This window comes from Levilactobacillus mulengensis, from assembly GCF_003946045.1.
Classification (GTDB): domain Bacteria; phylum Bacillota; class Bacilli; order Lactobacillales; family Lactobacillaceae; genus Levilactobacillus; species Levilactobacillus mulengensis.
The window spans coordinates 92,490-112,236 of record NZ_RHNW01000009.1 but is presented as its reverse complement, the minus strand read 5'-3'; the positions used below and the strand labels follow the sequence as shown (position 1 = coordinate 112,236).

Annotated in this window: 15 protein-coding genes; 3 read left to right on the top strand and 12 right to left on the bottom strand. The window is 51.4% G+C overall.

The features are described from left to right. Positions 1-195: 195 nt before the first annotated feature. The 4 genes from EKM84_RS09415 to pth are packed head-to-tail and all read right to left on the bottom strand — an operon-like array spanning position 196 to position 6,206. The gene (locus EKM84_RS09415) at positions 196-468 is read right to left on the bottom strand and encodes an RNA-binding S4 domain-containing protein (RefSeq protein ID WP_125584007.1); all 273 of its coding nucleotides are present in this window, start codon (positions 466-468) and stop codon (positions 196-198) included. A 1-nt stretch (position 469) separates the two neighbouring features. Continuing rightward, entirely contained in the window at positions 470-2,050 is a 1,581-nt protein-coding gene (locus tag EKM84_RS09410; RefSeq protein WP_125765513.1) for a polysaccharide biosynthesis protein, read from the bottom strand. A 30-nt stretch (positions 2,051-2,080) separates the two neighbouring features. After that, entirely contained in the window at positions 2,081-5,632 is a 3,552-nt protein-coding gene (gene mfd, locus EKM84_RS09405; RefSeq protein ID WP_125765512.1) for a transcription-repair coupling factor, read from the bottom strand. Between the two features lie 16 nt (positions 5,633-5,648). Then, positions 5,649-6,206: an aminoacyl-tRNA hydrolase gene (gene pth / locus EKM84_RS09400; protein ID WP_125765511.1), complete on the bottom strand. Its 558-nt coding sequence runs from the start codon at positions 6,204-6,206 to the stop codon at positions 5,649-5,651. 830 nt (positions 6,207-7,036) lie between these two features. Between pth and EKM84_RS09395 the strand changes: the two genes are divergently transcribed. From EKM84_RS09395 to cbpA, 3 genes are all read left to right on the top strand, one after another. Then, a complete protein-coding gene (locus EKM84_RS09395; RefSeq protein WP_125765510.1) occupies positions 7,037-8,002 on the top strand; it encodes an L-lactate dehydrogenase in 966 nt (321 codons plus the stop codon). 562 nt (positions 8,003-8,564) lie between these two features. Continuing rightward, the gene (locus tag EKM84_RS09390) at positions 8,565-9,953 is read left to right on the top strand and encodes a L,D-transpeptidase family protein (RefSeq protein WP_125765509.1); all 1,389 of its coding nucleotides are present in this window, start codon (positions 8,565-8,567) and stop codon (positions 9,951-9,953) included. A 313-nt stretch (positions 9,954-10,266) separates the two neighbouring features. After that, positions 10,267-10,908, top strand: a complete 642-nt coding sequence (gene cbpA, locus EKM84_RS09385) for a cyclic di-AMP binding protein CbpA (protein WP_048732552.1) — start codon at positions 10,267-10,269, stop codon at positions 10,906-10,908. Positions 10,909-11,028: 120 nt separating this feature from the next. Here the strand turns inward: cbpA and EKM84_RS09380 are convergent, their stop codons facing one another. The 8 genes from EKM84_RS09380 to EKM84_RS09345 form a co-directional block, all read right to left on the bottom strand. Beyond that, entirely contained in the window at positions 11,029-11,409 is a 381-nt protein-coding gene (locus EKM84_RS09380; RefSeq protein WP_125765508.1) for a type II toxin-antitoxin system PemK/MazF family toxin, read from the bottom strand. A gap of 35 nt (positions 11,410-11,444) precedes the next feature. Further along, positions 11,445-11,678, bottom strand: coding sequence for a hypothetical protein (locus tag EKM84_RS09375; RefSeq protein WP_125765507.1), 234 nt, complete (start codon positions 11,676-11,678; stop codon positions 11,445-11,447). 82 nt (positions 11,679-11,760) lie between these two features. After that, the gene (gene alr / locus EKM84_RS09370; protein WP_125765506.1) at positions 11,761-12,882 is read right to left on the bottom strand and encodes an alanine racemase; all 1,122 of its coding nucleotides are present in this window, start codon (positions 12,880-12,882) and stop codon (positions 11,761-11,763) included. A 2-nt stretch (positions 12,883-12,884) separates the two neighbouring features. Continuing rightward, the gene (acpS, locus tag EKM84_RS09365) at positions 12,885-13,244 is read right to left on the bottom strand and encodes a holo-ACP synthase (protein ID WP_125765505.1); all 360 of its coding nucleotides are present in this window, start codon (positions 13,242-13,244) and stop codon (positions 12,885-12,887) included. Positions 13,245-13,426: 182 nt separating this feature from the next. Beyond that, positions 13,427-14,569, bottom strand: coding sequence for a baeRF6 domain-containing protein (locus EKM84_RS09360; protein WP_125765504.1), 1,143 nt, complete (start codon positions 14,567-14,569; stop codon positions 13,427-13,429). Between the two features lie 936 nt (positions 14,570-15,505). After that, positions 15,506-17,098 carry a DEAD/DEAH box helicase gene (locus tag EKM84_RS09355; RefSeq protein WP_125765503.1) on the bottom strand — a complete coding sequence of 531 codons (1,593 nt, stop codon included), beginning with the start codon at positions 17,096-17,098 and terminating at the stop codon, positions 15,506-15,508. A 192-nt stretch (positions 17,099-17,290) separates the two neighbouring features. Next, complete coding sequence (locus tag EKM84_RS09350) at positions 17,291-18,676, bottom strand: UDP-N-acetylmuramoyl-tripeptide--D-alanyl-D-alanine ligase (protein WP_125765502.1); 1,386 nt, start codon at positions 18,674-18,676, stop codon at positions 17,291-17,293. A gap of 216 nt (positions 18,677-18,892) precedes the next feature. Beyond that, positions 18,893-19,678: a hypothetical protein gene (locus tag EKM84_RS09345; protein ID WP_125765501.1), complete on the bottom strand. Its 786-nt coding sequence runs from the start codon at positions 19,676-19,678 to the stop codon at positions 18,893-18,895. Positions 19,679-19,747 lie beyond the last annotated feature (69 nt).

Sequence of the window (19,747 nt, the reverse complement as noted above, 5' to 3'; positions counted from 1 at the left end):
ATAGCAAGTTTCAATTTAGACGTCTAGCTAGTTAAGCATATTGTAAAACATTCGTCACATTAGTCGCTTAAATCGGCGGCATTGACCCGCAGAAAGCGCACAAACATCGCGTTCGCCGTTGCTGAGCCCCTCAGCTGTCTGGTAAGTGAACGACCTAACTTAACCCGCCACAACTGACACCTTTGGGGTCGCTAATTATTCTTGCCGAAAATCTTGAGCGTACTCTTCCTTCACGATGGTGTACATTCGTTCGGCGTCGTCCTTCTTCGTGGTTTCTAAGAGCTCGTCGACTTGGACGGTCAACGTCTTGTTCCCAAACTTAATGACCAATTCATCCTTAGGGGCCACCTCAGTTGAAGACTTGGCAACCTTCCCGTTGATTTCGATGCGGCCCTTGTCGGCAATTTCCTTAGCCACTGACCGCCGCTTGATGATTCGAGAAACTTTCAAATATTTATCTAATCGCATATTATTTTCCTCCGTGTTGGCTAAGTTTCTGCCATAATCGTAAAACTGTTTCTGCGTGCGGAATCGCTAACCACTCCCGCACACTGAGTAACTGCCAACTGAGCGCCAGGCCCAAGAAGATGGCCACCCCAATGGGAATGGTGATCAGAAGCCCGACGCCAGCTGCTAACCGTCCCGTCGCCAAGACCGGCCACCCACGTTCCAGGACCACCACGGCGACTTTCACCCCGGCAACCATCAAGATGGTACAGCCTAGCAGGGTACGAATGTAGTTGCGCGTCCAGATGTCGGTCCGCAGTGTGACGGGCGAGCCGTACCAGATTACCAGGAACGTCACGCCCAGACTAATGACCGTCAGCCAACTCGCGCCACTCGCACCAAAGTTGACCACGGCCCAGTGATTGGCGATAGCCTTGACCACCAGACCGGCGACCAGTGCCATGACGGTTAGCCGATAGCTGTTCTGGCTCTGCAACACGCTGTTGTAGGTCTGAATCAGTGTTGCCAGGATGATGCTCAGCATGTAGACGCTCAGCATCCAGCTCCCCGTGATATTGCCAAAGAGCAGCCGGTTGATCCACGGCATCAGACTGATCAGCCCCGCGGTCGCCGCCGTCGCAATCATCAAAGCAATCCGCATCATGGTCGTCGTCAGGCGTTTGAAGGCCTTGGGTCGCTGCTGATGTTGGGCCTCGCTAAGCGCCGGCAGGAGTGACGTGGCAAAGGCCACCGCCACCACCAGGCCCAATTGGACTAACGGTTGGGCCCGGTCGTAGACCCCTTTCAAACTCTTGGCAGCCGCATCGGCCATCCCACCGGCCACCAGACCATTTTTAACCGTAAATGAATCGACCAGTTGCAGCAGGACCATCATGGCCGTGAGAAGACAGAGCGTCCCCCCCTCGATCAGTAACCGCCGCCCCAAGTGTGGCAGGCGCCAGCCAGTCCGAACCTCGGGTTGCCGCCACCGCGGTAGCACAACCAGTGCCGCCACGGCCGCAATCGTGCCGCCACTCAGCGCCCACATGCCCATCCGATAAACGGACCAGTCGTGGGTCACCGCCCAGCCGGCGGCCACCAGGATCACGACCACCCGGGCCAGCTGCTCGACCACCTGTGAGCGCGCGGTCGGCAGCATTCGGAACTGTCCCTGGTGGTACCCCCGGCCGACCGACAGCTCTGGCATTAATAGGAACATCCACGCCACCATCCGAATCAGTGGGGCTAGTTGGGCATCCCCCATTGCTCGGGCAATGTCGGGGGCGCCCACCATCAGGCCACCGAAGAGCACCAGTGCCAGCGCCCACACCCAGCGATAGACTTGCCGGGCTACGGCCTGCTGACTGGGCAGGTCGGGCGCCTCCGCAATTAATTTGGAAATAAAGACCGGTAATCCACTCAGGGCAAAGGTCATGCCAATGCCATACAGGGGATAAACCTGTTGATACACGTAGAACCCGGTGTTGCCGACCATGTTTTGAAAGGGAACCCGGTAGACCGCACTCAGTAGCTTCGCAATAAACGCCGCCACCGAGAGAATCAGGGCACCCTGCAAGGTCGTATTCACGTTGCGTTTGCCCATGGTTCCTCCTCCTGCCCAAAGACGGACGTCCTAAGCCTGTTCTTTGGGTTGTTTGTCATCCGCCTTGGGTTTCGTGGTGACTTCCACAATGTCTCTGAGGGCCGCCATAAACTGTTGCACCTGCGGCAACCAGTCGTTGACCGTCATCTTCGGTTGGATGACCAGCTTCACGTGAAGGCGGTCATCGGTAATCCCGACCGTCGCCTTCAGATCCGTGGCTGCCAAAGCCTTGAAGACATCCTCGCCGCCCAGAATATTGGTGCCGCGCTTAGAAATCGTGACAAAGACATCCCCGTTGACGCGACGAATCTTATCGACTAAGGCTAAGTCCGCCGCCAATTTTAACTGACCGATTGTCAGCAGTTGGCTGACGGCGTCCGGGTATTCCCCAAACCGGTCGATAAGGTCCGCTTGAATCTCACTGACCTCATCGTCATTCTCCAATTGGCGAATCCGTTTGTACATTTCAATCTTCTGTTGCTCGTCTTCGATGTAGTCGCTTGGCAGGTAAGCCTCAACCCCCAGTTCGACCGTCGTATCGGTCTTCGGTTGCGTTTGCTTCCCACGCTTCTTGGCAACGGCTTCACTTAACATTTGCGTGTATAAGTCATACCCGACGGAATTGATGAAGCCATGTTGTTGCTTACCAAGCAAATTACCAGCCCCCCGAATGGATAAGTCCCGCATCGCAATCTTGAAACCGGAACCCAGTTCGGTGAAGTCCTTGATGGCCTCCAACCGCTTTTCACTGACCTCGGTCAAAACCTTGTTCGGCTTGTACGTGAAGTAGGCGTAGGCCACCCGGTTGCTCCGGCCGATTCGACCCCGCAACTGGTACAGCTGTGACAGACCCATCCGGTCCGCATTTTCGACGAATAACGTGTTGGCGTTAGGAATATCAATCCCGGTTTCGATGATGGTCGTCGTGACCAGCACGTCGTATTCCCCGCGCAGGAAGTCAAAGAGGACCCCTTCAAGCTGAGCCTCCGTCATCTTCCCGTGAATGTAGCCGACCCGGGCTTCTGGCACCAGGGACTGCACCTGACCGACCGTCTTTTCAATGTCATCCACCCGGTTGTGCAGGTAGAAAACCTGGCCGCCCCGTTGCATTTCCCGGCGAATCCCGTCCTGAATTGCACCCGCGTTTTGTTCCATGACGTAGGTCTGAATGGGGAATCGGTTGGCTGGTGGCGTTTCAATTACTGAGAGGTCCCGCACACCCAGCATGGACATGTGAAGCGTCCGCGGGATGGGGGTCGCCGTTAGCGTTAAGACGTCCACGTTGGCCTTTAATTCCTTCAACCGTTCCTTATGCTTAACGCCAAACCGCTGTTCCTCATCGACCAGGACCAGGCCTAGATTCTTAAACTTCACGTCCTGGGAAAGCAACCGGTGAGTGCCCACCACGATATCCAGCTGACCGCTCTCCAAATCCTTGATGGACTGGTGAATCTGCTTGGTCGTCCGGAACCGCGAAAACATTTCGACATTAATGGGATAACCCTCGAATCGACTGACCATGGTGTCGTAATGTTGTTGCGCCAAAATAGTCGTCGGGACCAGGAAGGCCACTTGTTTGCCCGCTTCGACCGCTTTAAAGGCCGCCCGCAAGGCAACCTCGGTCTTCCCGTAACCCACGTCACCGACTAATAACCGGTCCATTGGCCGGGGCTTTTCCATGTCGTGCTTGACCTCTTCAATGGTTCGGAGTTGGTCAGGCGTCTCGGCATACGGAAAATCGTTTTCAAAATCCGTCTGCAGACTGTCGTCGACGGGGAAGGCAAAGCCCTTTTCGGCCGCTCGCTTAGCATAGAGGTCGACCAGTTCGTCCGCGATATCCTCAATTTTAGCCGCGACTTTTCGCTTGGTCTTGGCCCACTCGGAACCGCCCAGCTTGTTGATGCGGGGCTTCTTGTCTTCTGAGGAAACGTACTTTTGAATCAGGTTTAATTGGGTAACCGGGATAAATAACTGCGCGTTGTCCTGGTAATCAATGGTCATGTAGTCCTGATGGACCCCATCGACCGTCAGCGTCTGCATCCCGATGAACTTCCCAATCCCGTGGTTAACGTGTACGACGTAATCGCCGGGCTTCAAGTCGGTATAACTCTTCAGCCGTTCGGCGTTCGCCATGGTTTGTCGCCGGGCCCGCTTCTTCGTGATTTTCTGGAACATTTCGGCTTCCGTGATGATCACCAGGTTGGCCTCGGGCAGTTCAAACCCAGTGCGTAACCGTTCGGGCACCAGTTGGGTCAAATTAGGCTGAAGATTGGCGGACTTGGTCAAGACGACCTTGATTTCAAAATCATCCAACGTCTGCTCAATCTTTTCTAGCCGCTCCTCGTCTTGAACCAGGAGCACGACCGTCTGCTTTTGTTTCTGCCAGCGGTCGATTTCCGTCTTCATCACGGGCAATTGGCCAAAGAACTGTTGCATGGCGCGTGTCGTGATGTTGGTGATGGCTTGGAACCGTAAGCTCCCCATCCCCTTCTGGAACAGGGCTAGCATCAGCTGTGCGTGCTGGTCTTCTTTCACAATGGGCCGCAGCTCACCGCCAAAAATTTGCTGCGCAAAGATCTGGTGGTGACTCAGCTTATCGGTGGCCCAGTTGGCTTCATCCTCTAATAATTGCCGTTCGGCGTCCTGTAACCGCGAATAGTCCCCGAACAACGCCAATCCATCAGCCGGTAAGTAGTCCAGCAATTGATTGTGTTCTGGGAATAAATAATCCGCAAACTCCATTAACTGGGGATCGACGGACCCTTTTTTTAGGCCATCGATCAGCGGTTGAACCTGATCCGTCAGATTCGTGGCCGCATCCGCAGCCAATTTGCCAGCCTGCTTGGTCAGTTCCGCCGTCAGGGCTGCCGCACCCGCCGTCCGTTCCGCCGCCGTTAAGATGAAATCGGTGGCTGGTAAGACCTCGACCATCTCAGCATTTTCAATACTGCGCTGGGTCGCTGGGTCAAAGTAACGGAGCGAATCGACCTCGGTGTCAAAGAAGTCCAGCCGAACCGGATAGTCGGCCGCCAACGGGTAAATGTCCACGATGGACCCCCGCACGGCGAAGTCCCCCGGGCCAGCCACCAATTTCTGGTGGGCATAGCCCATGGCAAACAACCGTTGTTGCAAGTCTTCCAGGTCAAAGTCGTCGCCGACCTTAACGGTAAACCGGGCCGCCGCAAAGTTGGCCGGTGCCGGTAAGAATCGCCGGAGTCCGGACAGTGCCGTCACAATTACCACTGGATGGTCGCTCTGCAAGGCCCGTAAGGCATCGATCCGTGATGACCGGTACTCGGGCGAGCTAGTCGCCACTTCCGCTGCCAATAACTCTTCTACTGGAAATTCAAATAACTCGTCGTCCCTGAGCAGGTTCGCCAGGTCATCGACAAGTTGGCCCGCGTGATAGAGCGTATCCGTCACGTAGACGATCGATCGTTGTTGATCATGGAGCAGGCTGGCGATGAATAAAGTCTCGGCAGAACCGTTGAGTCCGGTCACCAGTTGGCGTTGACCGGGCGCTAGCGTCCGCTTGATGTCTTTAAACTGCGTCGTCTGCGTCATAAATGCTTCTAAATTCACGCGATAACTTCCTATCCTAGTTGTACAGGTTCATCAACTGAGTAAATTCGGTTCCCTTTAACCAGTCATCCAACGCAGCAACGGCCTTATCGGTGGCTTGATTGAAGAGGGGCTGTTGGTCCTTGGTAAATTTACCCAAGACATAGTCGACCACGGTGTGTTGCTCGGGGTGGGCAATGCCGACCCGTAACCGGGCAAATTTTTCGGTCGAGACGTGGGCAATGATGCTCTTGATCCCGTTATGACCCCCAGCAGAGCCGTGATCCCGTAAGCGAATCCGGCCCAGTGGCAGATCCATGTCGTCGTGGACCACAATGATGTCTGCCACGTCGATCTTAAAGTAGTTCATGATGGGATGAACGGCCCGGCCAGATTCGTTCATGAACGTCGTGGGCTTAACGACTAACACTTTTTCACCATTAACCATGCCGCTGCCGTACTTGGCGTCCATCTTCCGCGTCGTCAGGTCAATGCCGTGTTCCTTGGCAAAGGCGTCGACAACCATAAAGCCGGTGTTGTGCCGGGTGCCATCGTACTGGGGACCAATGTTTCCTAAACCAACAATCATTTTCATTTTTAAAGTTTTCTCCCTTAAAGCTGTGTATTCCGAGCTAGAGACAAAAGAGCTGGACGGGAGCCATTGCTCCCCGTTCAGCCGCTCAGGTTATCTTTTTTTGTTAAATTTACCACCTGTCAGTATAGCATAGTCCCCCCTGAACTTCACGCATCCTGACCGTCTTCACAACGGTTTACCACTCTCCGCCTGACGGGACTCCCAGTGGTCGATTGGCTCGCTCACGAAAGGTGGCCACACCTCCCGTTAACCTTGCTTTCTCCAATCTCTCAGTGACCGGCCCATCCATCCGAAAATGCCCCGGCACAATCACTGCCGCTAGGTCCGGTGAAACACCAACCGCCTCGCTCCCGTTTCGGTAAACTTTCACATTTATTTTCCTTCATTAACTTGCACAAAATTCCAGTGTGACCGTTTTTACCCGTTCTCCATGTGAAAATTTTCAGGCGCTTTCACGATTCACGACCACGCCATTTCAACGAGTTTGTGAAAGTTTTTCGCTACCACCGGCGGTAGACCGGCCATTCCTTAACACATTGGTCGAGCGGCTGGTTGCGTTATTCACGTAAGGCTTGCTCAGCCAAACAATCAACCAGCATTTCAAATACAAATATCTCTATACCGGGATTTACCAGCACTTTACACTGGTCATCTTCCCCACTTCTTTGGCTAAATTCACGAGTGCTTTTCCACAAATTGGTCAGTCACTGAAAAGATAAATGATATTTTTCACAAAATTTTGGCTCACGCAATGGCTTTCATCCTTTTAACATGGTATACTAACTCACGGGTATTATTGCGTACCTTGATGTCAAAATACTTATTTGGAGATGAAGAATTTGACTACTAAGACTCATCAAAAAGTTGTTTTAGTTGGGGACGGTGCTGTTGGTTCAGCATTCGCCTACTCAATGGTAAACCAAGGATTAGCAGAAGAATTAGCTATTGTGGACGTTGTTAAGGAACGGACTGAAGGAGACGCTCTTGATCTTGAAGATGCACAAGTCTTCACCGCACCTAAGAACGTATACTCTGGTAGCTACGACGATTGCAAAGATGCAGACGTTGTTGTAATTACCGCCGGTGCTGCTCAAAAGCCAGGCGAAACTCGTTTGGACTTGGTTAACAAGAACCTTAAGATCATCAAGGCTGTTGTTAAGCCAGTTGTTGATTCCGGCTTCGACGGGATTTTCATCATCGCTGCTAACCCAGTTGACATTTTAACTTACGCTACTTGGAAGTTCTCTGGTTTCCCTAAGGAAAAGATTATCGGTTCCGGGACTTCATTGGACACTTCTCGTCTGCGCGTTGCTCTGGCTAACAAGCTGGATGTTGACCCACGGAACGTTGAAGCTTACATCATGGGTGAACATGGTGACTCCGAATTCGCCGCTTACGACGAAGCTACTATCGGTTCAAAGCCATTGAAGACCATTGCTAAGGAACACGGCATCTCTGATGACGACTTAGCTAAGATCGAAGATGACACGCGTAACAAAGCTTACGAAATCATCAACCGTAAGGGCGCAACCTTCTATGGTGTTGCTACCTGCTTGATGCGGATCACTAAGGCTGTTCTGCGTGACGAAAACGCCGTATTGCCTGTTGGTGCCCCATTGAACGGTGAATATGGTTTGGACGATATCTTCATCGGTACTCCTGCAATCATCAACGCTAAGGGTATTGAAAAGGTTATCGAAGTTCCACTTTCAGACAAAGAAAAAGACTTGATGGCTAAGTCAGCTGCTACCTTGAAGAAGGTTACTGCTGATGGTTTAGCTGCTCTTGAAGGCTAAGCTTTAGCTTAAATTTTCGAATCGTCGTTCCCCTGCGGAGCGGCGATTTTTTTGTGCCATTTTTTCGGATAGCACCCATGCTGGCAAAAGCTGAGATAGCCTTAACGCATTCTGCTGTGGCTTTTGCATAAGCGTACGCATGTGACATAATTAGGTCAAAATAATACGTCAATTGTTCATTGACGATTTACTCACTGACTATTTTAATCAATTACGAAGAAGAATCCCGTTAAAACGGCGTTTACCTAGTGTTCAAGACTAGATGTACACAATTAAGTTAGTTGCAATGGACTCACCCAATTTTATTTAGGGCCCCCTTACCTTTAAAAATCGTCAATCTATGACCGCGGTCTATTAATCAATTAATGGTCAACCGCCCGGAATAACCACGCCTGAAATTTTTTTAATTCTTTTAGATGCTGATATGAAAGTAATGTAACCGTTAACATTAATGCTTCTACGTTGCGATTTAAGGTAGTTTGAAGTAAGCTTGGGGTATGCTATTGGTGATAGTTAAGCATGACGACTTTTCCTCCACTGGCTATTTTAGGAGGTCACACCTATGAAAAAGAAAAACGCCTTCGTGATTGGCATCGTTACCGCTGCTGTAGCGGTCGGTGCCATTTACGTGGGACAAGCTTTACACTATTCTTCAGCTCAGGTCTTCTTCAAGGACACTGAGATTGCCGGCGTCAACGTCGGTGGGAGCACGGCGAGCCAAGCGGCCACCAAGTTAAAAGCGGCTCTGAAGGATCAGCAGTACACGTTAAAGGACGGCAGCAAGACCGTCACCACGATCAAAACGAACCAAGTCGACTTGAAGGTCACGTCACAATCGGCCCTCAAGCAACTCATCAGCAAACAAAACGTTTGGAGCTGGCCCGTTCACGTGACGACCGCCACGGCAGATAGCATTGCGCTCAACGCCAGTGACGAGAATCAAGAAAGTGTCCAAACGTTGGCGACCAAGATTGCAACCAAAGCGAACAAGACGCGGACGGCTGCTAAGGACGCCACGTTCAGTTACCAGGATGGTTCTTGGGCTGTGACCAAGGAACAAAAGGGTAATCAACTGGACACCGACAAGTTAGCCAAGTCCATCACAACGGCCATTGAACAAGGATCGACGACAATCAACGTTGCCGGCGATTACATTCAGCCTAAGGTCACAACCACTTCTGCCGCATTTAAGGCGGCTAAGACCAAGGCCACGGCCATCACACAACAAACTTACGTCTACAAGCTGAGTGGTCACAAGATCACGGTTCCTAGCGAAACGTTAGCTAGTTGGGTCACCTTCAAGGGTGGTCAGTTGGCAACGAATGACGCTGCCATCAAGGCTTACCTGACCAAGTTAAGTACAAAATATGGTACCATTCACAAGACACGGACATTTAAGTCCACCAAGCGCGGAACCGTTAAAATTCCTGCTGGTTTGTATGGCTGGAGCATCAAGGTGAAGACCGAGACGCCAGCGCTGAGCAAACTGGTTCTGGCCGGTAAAGGCATGGACCGCACCCCTGCTATTCAAGGGAGCGGCTACCACAATAACGGTACAGATATTGGCAAGTCTTACGTTGAAGTCGATAAAGTCAATCAGCACATGTGGGTTTATAAAAATGGAAAAGTCGTCGTTTCTACTGACGTTGTAACCGGATTACCAACCACGGCGCACCATACGCCTAATGGGGCTTGGGTCATCTGGAGTAAACAACGGAACACCACATTAAGAGGTCAAAACGATAACGGTTCCAGCTACGCATCCAAGGTTAAGTACTGGATGCCAATCGATGATACCGGTGTCGGGATTCACGATTCGCCATGGCAACCTCAGTACGGTGGCACCTGGTACAAGGCACACGGCTCACACGGCTGTGTAAACACGCCACCTTCCAAGATTGCATCCGTCTTTGCGAACGTTAAGGTCGGCACCCCCGTCCTGGTCTTCTAATGGAAATCTAAAAAAGTTGCGTCCACCTTTTTAACGGTGACGCAACTTTTTATTTGGTCGTTTAGAAAATCATGCCGATAGCCAGCAAGACCAAGATCGCCACGAAGGCCGCTAGGGTCCAGTAAAGCCACTTCTTCGTGATAATCGGCTTGTTATCGGGATCATCTGTATTCTTCACGAGTCCACCCTCCTTAACCACGCTTTCTTTTATTTTACCACGAAATTCCCCGAAAATTGCTACCCGTTCGTGGGTGAAATATGGTATTATTAGAAGAGATTATTAGAAGTTTCTAATTTTAGGAGGTCATCTGCTATGCTGCTTAAATCCCTAGTGAAACCGAAAGAACGCTTAGTTACGGTTCGCGAGGACGTCACCTTGGAACAAGCCTTAAAGGTCTTGGAAGACTCGGGCTATCGGTGTGTGCCGATTCTAGATGAAACGGGGCAAATTTTCCGGGGGAACATCTACAAAATGCATATCTATCGCCACAAGTCTCGCGGCGGCGACATGCAGCTCCCAGTGACATCACTGCTGAAGAATGCCACGAAGTTCATTTCCGTTAACGCGGCCTTCTTCAACGTGTTCTTCTCCATCAAGGACTTGCCTTACATCGCCGTGTTAGACGACAAGAACGCCTTCTATGGTATCTTGACGCACACCCGGTTGATGGACATGCTGTCACAGTCCTGGAACGTGAACATTGGTAGTTACGTGATCACCGTCGTTTCAGCCGGTGAACGTGGTGACCTGGCTGGGATGGCCAAGATCATCACCAAGTACACGTCGATTGCCAGTGTCATCAGTCTGGACGCCCAGGAAGGTGAACTGGTTCACCGGACCATGTTCACCCTCCCCGCAGAAGTTGACGAAGAAAAGCTTGATCGGATCGTCAAGGCACTGGAACGCAAAGAATTCCACGTTCCTGAAATTGAAGATCTGCGTCACGAAAACTAACCGCACCCTTTTAGACCCCTGGCATTTGCCGGCGGGTCTATTTTTGTACGAAAAAACGGTCACCCACAAACCAACTGTGCGTGACCGTTTTTTGACGTGCATGACTGCTATGTACTAAATCTACTTCGCTTTTTTCTTACGCGCCTTGTCCACCAAGCCGATACTCGTTGCAAGGGCAGCATCTACTGCCGCCATGGTCTTGACATCCAAATGGGTCACCTGGTCTTTCAACCGTTGTTTATCAATTGTCCGAATTTGCTCAAGCAAAATGACGGAATCCCGCTCAATTCCGGTTCGTTCAGCCGAGATGCCCACGTGTGTTGGCATCTTTGGTTTCTCGATCCGAGCGGTGATTGCCGCCACGATTACGGTCGGACTATAGTGGTTCCCCACGTTGTTTTGGATGATTAACACGGGGCGCATGCCACCTTGCTCCGAACCAACGACTGGTGATAGGTCGGCGAAGAAAACGTCACCGCGTTTGACTTCAACACGGGCCATGGGCCGCCATCCCCTATCTGATTAGATTTTAGTTCTTAATTCTTGATCTCGGTTCTACGAAACTGGGTTAACCGCCGTTCGGCTTCCTCTTCACAGGGTGTAAAGGCCCGGGCTAAATCCCGGTTGATCAGAGCCATCGCTTGGTATCCAACAATCAAAGCTAACTTGCGTGCTGCCGCCGAATGCAGTGGAATCAGTGCTTCATGCCGCGCATTGCGGGTAATGTGGAGCCGTAACTGTGGTTGATTTAATTGTTGTGACTGAGCCATGAATTGCCCCTCCTCAAGTTAATCACTTCGTCTCATCTAGTTTACCACGAATCGGCAATTCAGGACACAATAACACCGTAAATTAATGACGGTAACACCGAGGCAACCGGCTCGTGAAACCGCAAGCAATTTCGTAATGAATCGTCCCACAATAGTCTGCCACGTCTTGAAGACTAATGGTCTCGTCACCGTCACGACCGACTAGTGTGACTTGGGTTCCACGTTGATACTCGGCGGGTAAGCGCACCATCAGCTGGTCCATGCAGACCCGACCAATAATTTCACAAGGTTGACCGTCAATTAGCACATGAAAGCCTTGTAACCGGCGTTCGTAGCCGTCGGCATACCCAATTGGCACCGTGCCGACCCATTCGGCTTGACTAGCCGTATAGGTCGCGCCATAGCCCACAGACTCACCGGCCGCAACCTTTTTTACGTGGACCAATTCACTGGTTAAACTCATCGCTGGGTGTAAGGTATACGGCAGTTCGATAGCCGTTCCCGAGGGATTTAGACCGTAACCGGCTACCCCAAACCGGACCATGTTGGCATTGCACTCCGCATGCCAGAGACTGGTTGCTGAATTTGACACGTGCACGTAGCGCGGCAATTGGTCCAACGCGCCCGTCAGTGTTTTCCAGGTTGTGACTTGTTGCTTAAAGTAGCGGTCATCTGCGCTATCGGCCGTCGAGAAATGCGTGAAAATTCCTTCAAAATCAAGGGTGTCGTTGTCATTTAAATAAGCTACCGCCGACTTTAAGGCAGCGGGCGTCTTGAAGCCAATCCGTCCCATCCCGGTATCCAAGCCTAAGTGAACCCGCAATGGTTGCGCCGGGTGCGCCAACGTCAGGTATTCATTGGCTTCGACCAACCAATCTTGAGCGGCGACCGTCGCCGAGATTCGTTGTTCCGCCATCAATGGCGCATCAGCGGGATCACTGACCCCTAACACCAGGATCGGCTCGTTGAACCCAGCGGCCCGTAACTCTAACGCTTCATCTAAAATGGCCACACAAAAGCCCGTGGCCCCCGCATCCTTAGCCGCTTGCGCCACCTGAACTGCGCCGTGGCCGTAGCCATTTGCCTTAACGACCATGAACAAGACACAACCGTCCGCTAACCGTGAAACCGCTGCGTGAATATTTTCTCTTAAAGCCTGCCGATCAATCACTAACTGCGTCGGCCGATGTACCCCAACTACCATGACTAGTTCCCTCTTTCTAAGATGACCTGAGTCATCACCAGCGTGGCCGTATGCGAAATGGACACGTGAGCGACTCCCCCGAATGGGTGACGGACCACGATTGGTTGCCCAGCAGCGCTGTCCAGAATCTCAACGTCTTGGAACCCCACAGCAGCCCCGATTCCGGTCCCCATGGCCTTACTGTAGGACTCCTTAGCTGACCACCGGCCGGCAATGTATTCTACCGCTCGTTGCCCACTCAACCGCTGATACGCTTGCAACTCGGCAGCCGTTAAAACCTTATTCAAAAATAACGGCTGGCGCGCCACCACGTCTTTGACCCTGGCTAAGTCCGTAATATCAATGCCGGTTCCGTAAATCATGGCGTCACCTCTCCTATAATGTCTACGTTATATTTTAGCACAGCGCCCCCTCATTGACCCCCTCAACTTAACCAGTTAAGCCGAATCTTAACTTAATTGCAGAAACATGTCGACCCTGACTATGTAAAAAAGGAAAGCGTCTCTCCGTCCGCTCTCCTTGATGAACTATGTTATGTCGTGTTTTAGTGTAACACCGCCGCACGTAACCGCAGTTGCGCAGCTACGGGGCTCCGGGTCGGCATGGCATCTGCCGGGAGGACCTCAACTTGGCCGCCTAAACGGCTAACCAAGAGGGCTAAGTCGTTGTACAGGTTATTCTGCCGGCTCAGGGCGGTCGTGGTTAAGACCTCACCCTTTTCCGTCAGGTGCCCAGGTTGACTGGCATCCTCACGCAACCATAGTCGGAGCACTTGCCCCTGAACCGTGGCGGTCGCGAGGGCCCCCAAGTCTGATACGACTTGTTCACCCTGCCGCGCTTGTTGATACGCGTCGTGGCGAATCTGGGTGGCCTGGACGTGCCGTTGCTCGGTCACGCTGAGCGTCAATGCCGCTAAGGTCTGGTTCGCCGCCGCTAAGTTAGGATTTTGCACCAACCGGACAGCGGGATCCAGATACGCATTTTGCGAAATTTTCCGGAAGTTCCCCTGATCACTGGCACTCGCTACTAAAATCAACGGTACCTGATCCAGATTGGAATAGTGCTGGCTAACGTAGCTGTCAACCATCATATAGTAATTCCGCAAGTCAGCAGCCTTGGCCGTGTCGAGGGAGCCCGTCCCACTGTAATGGGTGTGCTCGCCCGCTGACCGTTGCCAACGGCCCCGTTCGCGTTGCTCAGTCCCTAAGGCGTGGTCCATGGTGGCTGGCGCATCCACAGGGAGATTGACCAATTCCGGTCGACCACTCCGCACCTGCGCTAGCTCGAAGGACTTCTGCCCCAGGAGAAGCAAGTCATAGTCACTCGTCTTGTCCCGAGCCTGTAAAATAGGCAGGACGTTTGGTTGGTAAGTCACCGTGACCGTTGCCGACACTGGTGAGTGGAGCCAGTAATGATAACTATCCGTGGCCCCCGCCATAATCAGCAGACCACTCGCACTTCCGTTAGTCAACGGACCGTGGTCAAAGGGAGCAAACGCATCCGCGTAAGCCGACCACGTTCTGTCAGGTGCAACGGCAAGTAACCGTTCCTTCCCCCGTTTAAGCAAACTCTTGAATTGGGTGCGGTCAGTGGCCGGAACCCCCGTAACCGGTAGAGTCATGGTAACGAATGGCCCGGGCTGAGTGGCAAGCGTCAGTGCAGCGTGTAAGTCAAAGTGATTTGCCATGTAATTAACCTCCGTGGTTATTGTCATAAGTTTTGCCGTATCAATTCGATAAGGAAACTATATCATGTTCAATTTTAAATTGCAACTAATGTTTTTGATTAAAATACATTTATAGTATAAATATATTGCATAAGCGTTGATTTACCGGCTTTTATTTTAGGTGAAATTTTTTGAAAAAAGTTTCAGATTTAGTCTGAATTAGACAACTTTCTAGCAAACATCTGGCCAAAATCGTGTAATTCAGCAGATTGGTGCACGAACTTTCTTGTTGTCGGACCTTCAGTCGATGGTTTAGCCAATTGGTTTCCACTTGCCTAGACTAACCTATTAGATTTTCTTCTAATTGTATATCCCGATCCTGGTGGCCGCCGAAACGCGTTCCACGAGCCAGACTCCTGCGCTTAACCCAGCTACCTCAGGCCATTGGATTTTCTTCTAATTGTATATTCCGGTCCTGGCGGCTTCCGAAACGTGCTCCACGAGCCAGACTCCTGCGCTTAACTAACCTATCTCAGGTCATTAGATTTCCTCCCAATTGTATATCCCGGTCCTGGCGGCTTCCGAAACGCGTTCCACAGGGCAACTGGTTCCGCTTAACTAACCTATCTCAGGTCATTAGATTTTCTCCCAAGTGTATATCCCGATCCTGGCAGCCACCGAAACGTGCTCCACGAGCCAGACTCCTGCGCTTAACAGATATCTCAGATTGATAAGCTAGTTGTTATCCAAGCAATCCCGATTCTGGCAGCTTCTGAAACGCGTTACGCAGCGCAACTGGTTCCGCTTAACACCGAAAAGCAAAAGTCCCAGGATCAGGGACTTTCACTTTTCGCCGTTAATGCTCGCCAGTTAACCGCCCTGCTCCACGCTCTCTATACAAAAAAATCCCCACCAGTATGCGACTGGTGAGGACCCCTCTAATCAATTTAAATGAGACTAGTCTTTCTTACGAATGGTGAAGCCGCGGCTCCCACCTTCGTTACGCCGACCACTGTTGCCACCGTTGCTACGGTGACTCCGGTTGTCACCATGGCTCCGTGAATCATGGGAGTCGTGGTTGCGAGAATCATGGCCGCGTGAACCGCCACGACTACCGCCGCGTGAATCGTTGTTCCGATGGCCACGGTAGCCACCGCCGCCGTTACCGCCACGACGATGATTACCACCACCGTGATGGTAACCGCCACCGCCATGACCCTTGCCACCGCGCTTAGGCAATGGACGTTCTGGCGTGATCTTAACCGGAACCTGACTGCTGTCCTTGGTTAAGTCGTTTAAGAGCGCTGCAACCAAGTCTTCAGCATCGTATTGGCTTAAGAGGCTCTCGGCCGTCTTAGCATACTTTTCGGTATCCGTCTTGCTAACTAAAGCGTCAACTTCTTCTTTAGCAGCGCCCAGTTGGCTAACCAGGGCTTCTTCATCCGAAGGTGGCTTCAAAGGCAGCATACGCACCTTCGTCAGTTTTTCAATTTCACGCAAGTAATCCATTTCGTTAGGCGTTACGAAAGTCATGGAAACCCCATGCTTCCCGGCACGACCGGTACGGCCGACACGGTGAACGTAGCTATCTGGATCTTGTGGAATATCGTAGTTGTAAACGTGGGTCACGTCATTGATATCGATACCACGGGCAGCCACGTCGGTTGCGACTAAGATATCTAACTTACCATGACGGAATTCGTTCATGATTTGGGTCCGACGCTTTTGCGTCAAATCACCATGAATCCCAGCAGCGTTATAACCACGAGCTTGCAAACCACTTGAGATTTCATCAACCCGGCGCTTAGTCCGCGTGAAGACAATCGTCAAGTCTGGGGATTGCACGTCGAAGAACCGTGTCATCACGTCAAACTTTTCGAAGTCACGTGAACGGACGTAGAATTGATCGATCAAGTCGGTCGTTAATTCCTTAGCCTTAATCTTCACGTGCTTAGGGTCTTGCATGAATTGGACACCGACCCGTTTGATTTCGGGAGGCATAGTTGCGGAGAAGAGCATCGTCTGACGCTCTTCTGGCAATTGCTTGATGATGTCTTCAATGTCATCCAAGAAACCCATGTTTAACATTTCGTCGGCTTCATCCAAGACCAGCATTTGCACGTGGTCCAACTTCAGCGTATGACGACGAATGTGGTCTAATAAACGACCCGGGGTCCCAACAACCACTTGCGGGTGGTTCTTTAAGGATTTGATTTGGCGACGAATGTCAGCCCCACCGTAAACGACTTGGACGTTAGCCCGTTCGTTACGGCCTAATTTATAAATTTCTTCTTGGGTTTGGATAGCAAGTTCACGTGTTGGAGAAACAACCAACGCTTGAACGTTTTCGTTGCTCTTATCGATCTTTTCCAAGATTGGTAAAGCGAAGGCCGCAGTCTTCCCTGTCCCGGTTTGGGCTTGTCCAATCACATCTTGACCAGCCAAAACCATGGGGATTGTCTCGGCTTGAATTGGGGTCGCTTCCTCGTAACCTGCTGTCGTAACTGCTTTCAGTAGGTCTTCGGAAAGACCCAGTTCTTTAAACTTCAAAAATAATTTCCTCCTAAATGGGTACGTCGCCATAGTGCCTCAGGGTTCTTGGAAAAAATCCGTTTTCCGTGGTGCGGACTGTGATTGGCTATGGCGGGATAAGTTCGTTTCATAAATACAACTAAGCCATCATACAACGCTGAAACAAAATAAGCAACTCCCACGACTTGTGGAAGCTGCTTATTTTTCAGTTTAATTTTCAGTAGAATCCTGTAACGCCGCCAACACTTGCTCCAAATGAATGCCGTGAGATCCCTTTAATAAAATCTGATCATCGGCAGTTAATTGCGTCTGTAAATTGGCTGAAAGCGTTGCCAGATCAGCACTTTCGTAATGTGAGACTGGCAATGTTGGTTCCTGCTTAGCGAGTGCTGTCTGCAGTGCAGCCATGTGGGGCCCAACCAGGTACACGTGACTGATGGCCGCTGAATCAATGGCACTTGCCAGACCCGCATGCATGGCATCCGCCTGGTCGCCCAGTTCCAACATGTCACCCAATACGACGTACCGCTTACCCGTGACCGGGGTCTTCGAGAAGGCGGCTAGGACTTCCTTGACGGCCGTGGGGTTTGAGTTGTAAACGTCACTCAGAATTGCGGCGCCACTGGTACTCTGCACCCATTCAGCCCGGTTCTCGGTCAGACTGACCGTCTTCAGCGCCCGTTGCATGTTCTCCGGCCGAATCCGGTAAACGTTCCCCACTGTTAACGCAGCCAAGGCGTTGTTCACGTTGTAGGTCCCAATCATCGGAATCGTAAACGTCAGGTCTGGCCATTGGTTCGTGGTAAATTGGGTTTCCGTGGACGTTCCTTCAACACTCGTGGCGTTGATGGTGTCCGTCGCGGTTTGGCCAAAGGTAAATTGACGCTGAGTCAACTGGGCTGCCCGCTCCTGCAGCAAGGGCTCGTCGCCATTGTAGACGAAGATGCCATCATCGCTTAGGCCATGGGTAATCTCTAGCTTGGCGTCCGCAATCTTGTCGCGGGTCCCAAAGAACTCGATGTGAGCCTCACCAATCATGGTGATGACCGCTAAATCGGGTGAAACCAGTTTACTCAAGAAATCAAGCTGGCCTGGTCGGTCCATCCCCATTTCAACTACTAACATTTCCGTGTTGGGTTCCATGGAGAGCACGGTCATGGGAACCCCAATCTCATTGTTGAAGTTGGCATGAGTCTTAGTCACGTTGAACTGCGTGCTCAGAACGGAAGCAATCATGTCCTTCGTCGTCGTTTTCCCGTTACTCCCGGTAATGGCAACGACCCGGGGATTAATTTTAGATAGGTAATATTGCGCGAGCGCTTGCAGCGCCTTTAATGAATCAGCGACTTGAATCACTGGAAAATCGGCTGGCGCAGTTGCGAGGTCACGGGCCCAGAGCGTTGCCACGGCACCGTGGTCGATGGCCGACTGAATAAATTGATGACCGTCTTGTTCGCCAGTCAATGGAATAAAGAGGCCACCCGGTTGCAGGTGACGACTATCAAAAGCCACGCTCGTTACACTAACACTACGCCATTGTTCGAAATCATTGATTGCTCCAACCGCATGAGCAATTTCAGCAAGCTGCATCTTCATGTTTTCTACTCCTAATTAACGAAACGATCCCCTCGATCGCCCCGGTTTCAAATTACTAGCCAGACAGCAGCGTGGCCGTCCGGTTTGTTCCGCATTAGATTCTGAGTCACATTATACCATGGATTGCCACCGGCTAACTTAAAAGTCCTGCAAAAACTTCCCGGTTGTGGACGCAAAAAAGGAGCCAGACACCGGTCCAGCTCCCCTTAACACGCATTAAATTAAATCGCCAACGTCACTAAAAACTTGGTTATCGTGAATGCTTAATGCCCATTCACGGGTGGCTAAATCATACCGCAGACTCGCTACTTCACGAGAATCCGCATAGACTTCTTCCTGTGAGTACCAGGTATTTTGTCGTTCCGGATGGGTAATAGCCCGTACCGGAATCACGTAGATGCGGTGGCGCTCAACCAACTGGTCAAAGGCCACAATCATGCCATCGAGTAGGCCCTGAATTAACTGCAGTAAAATTTCGTGCGGCACATCCGAAATAGCTAATGGTCGGGCAAAGACCCACCGGTTATTGTGCATCGACCGCAAGTGGCGTTTGATGCTAACCTCCAGCACGTGGTCAAAGTCTGACAGGTGCCGGTAGTAGGTCTTGTAAAAGCCATCCCGCAAGGTCAGGTACGCATACTCATTTTGAAGCTTGGCGTAAAATGGGGTTCGCAGGTGTGTTTCCATGTGTGCTAGGTAAAGGAGCTCAGCGATTTCGCTGGGCAACAAAAAGTCCAAGTCATCGCCGTGCGCGTAGTCTAACCACTTCACAGCGTGCTCGTGCTTGGCTAATAAATACCGCCGAATCTGCGCTTGCCCCGTGACGGTCTGCAACCGGGTGTGCGGATTAATTTCGACATCGTTACCCGATTCTTCGTTCAGCAAGAGCAGTTGGTTGGGGATGGCTGGCACCCCATTCAAAAAATCAGCTGGTGAAATGCCCAGCGAATAGATCATATTCGTAACGGGTTCTAGACTCAAATAGATAAAATTTCCGCGCATGGTCGCACACTCTTTCCCCTAGTTTCAATCACACTTAATTGTACTACGAAACCGACCACAACCGCTCAC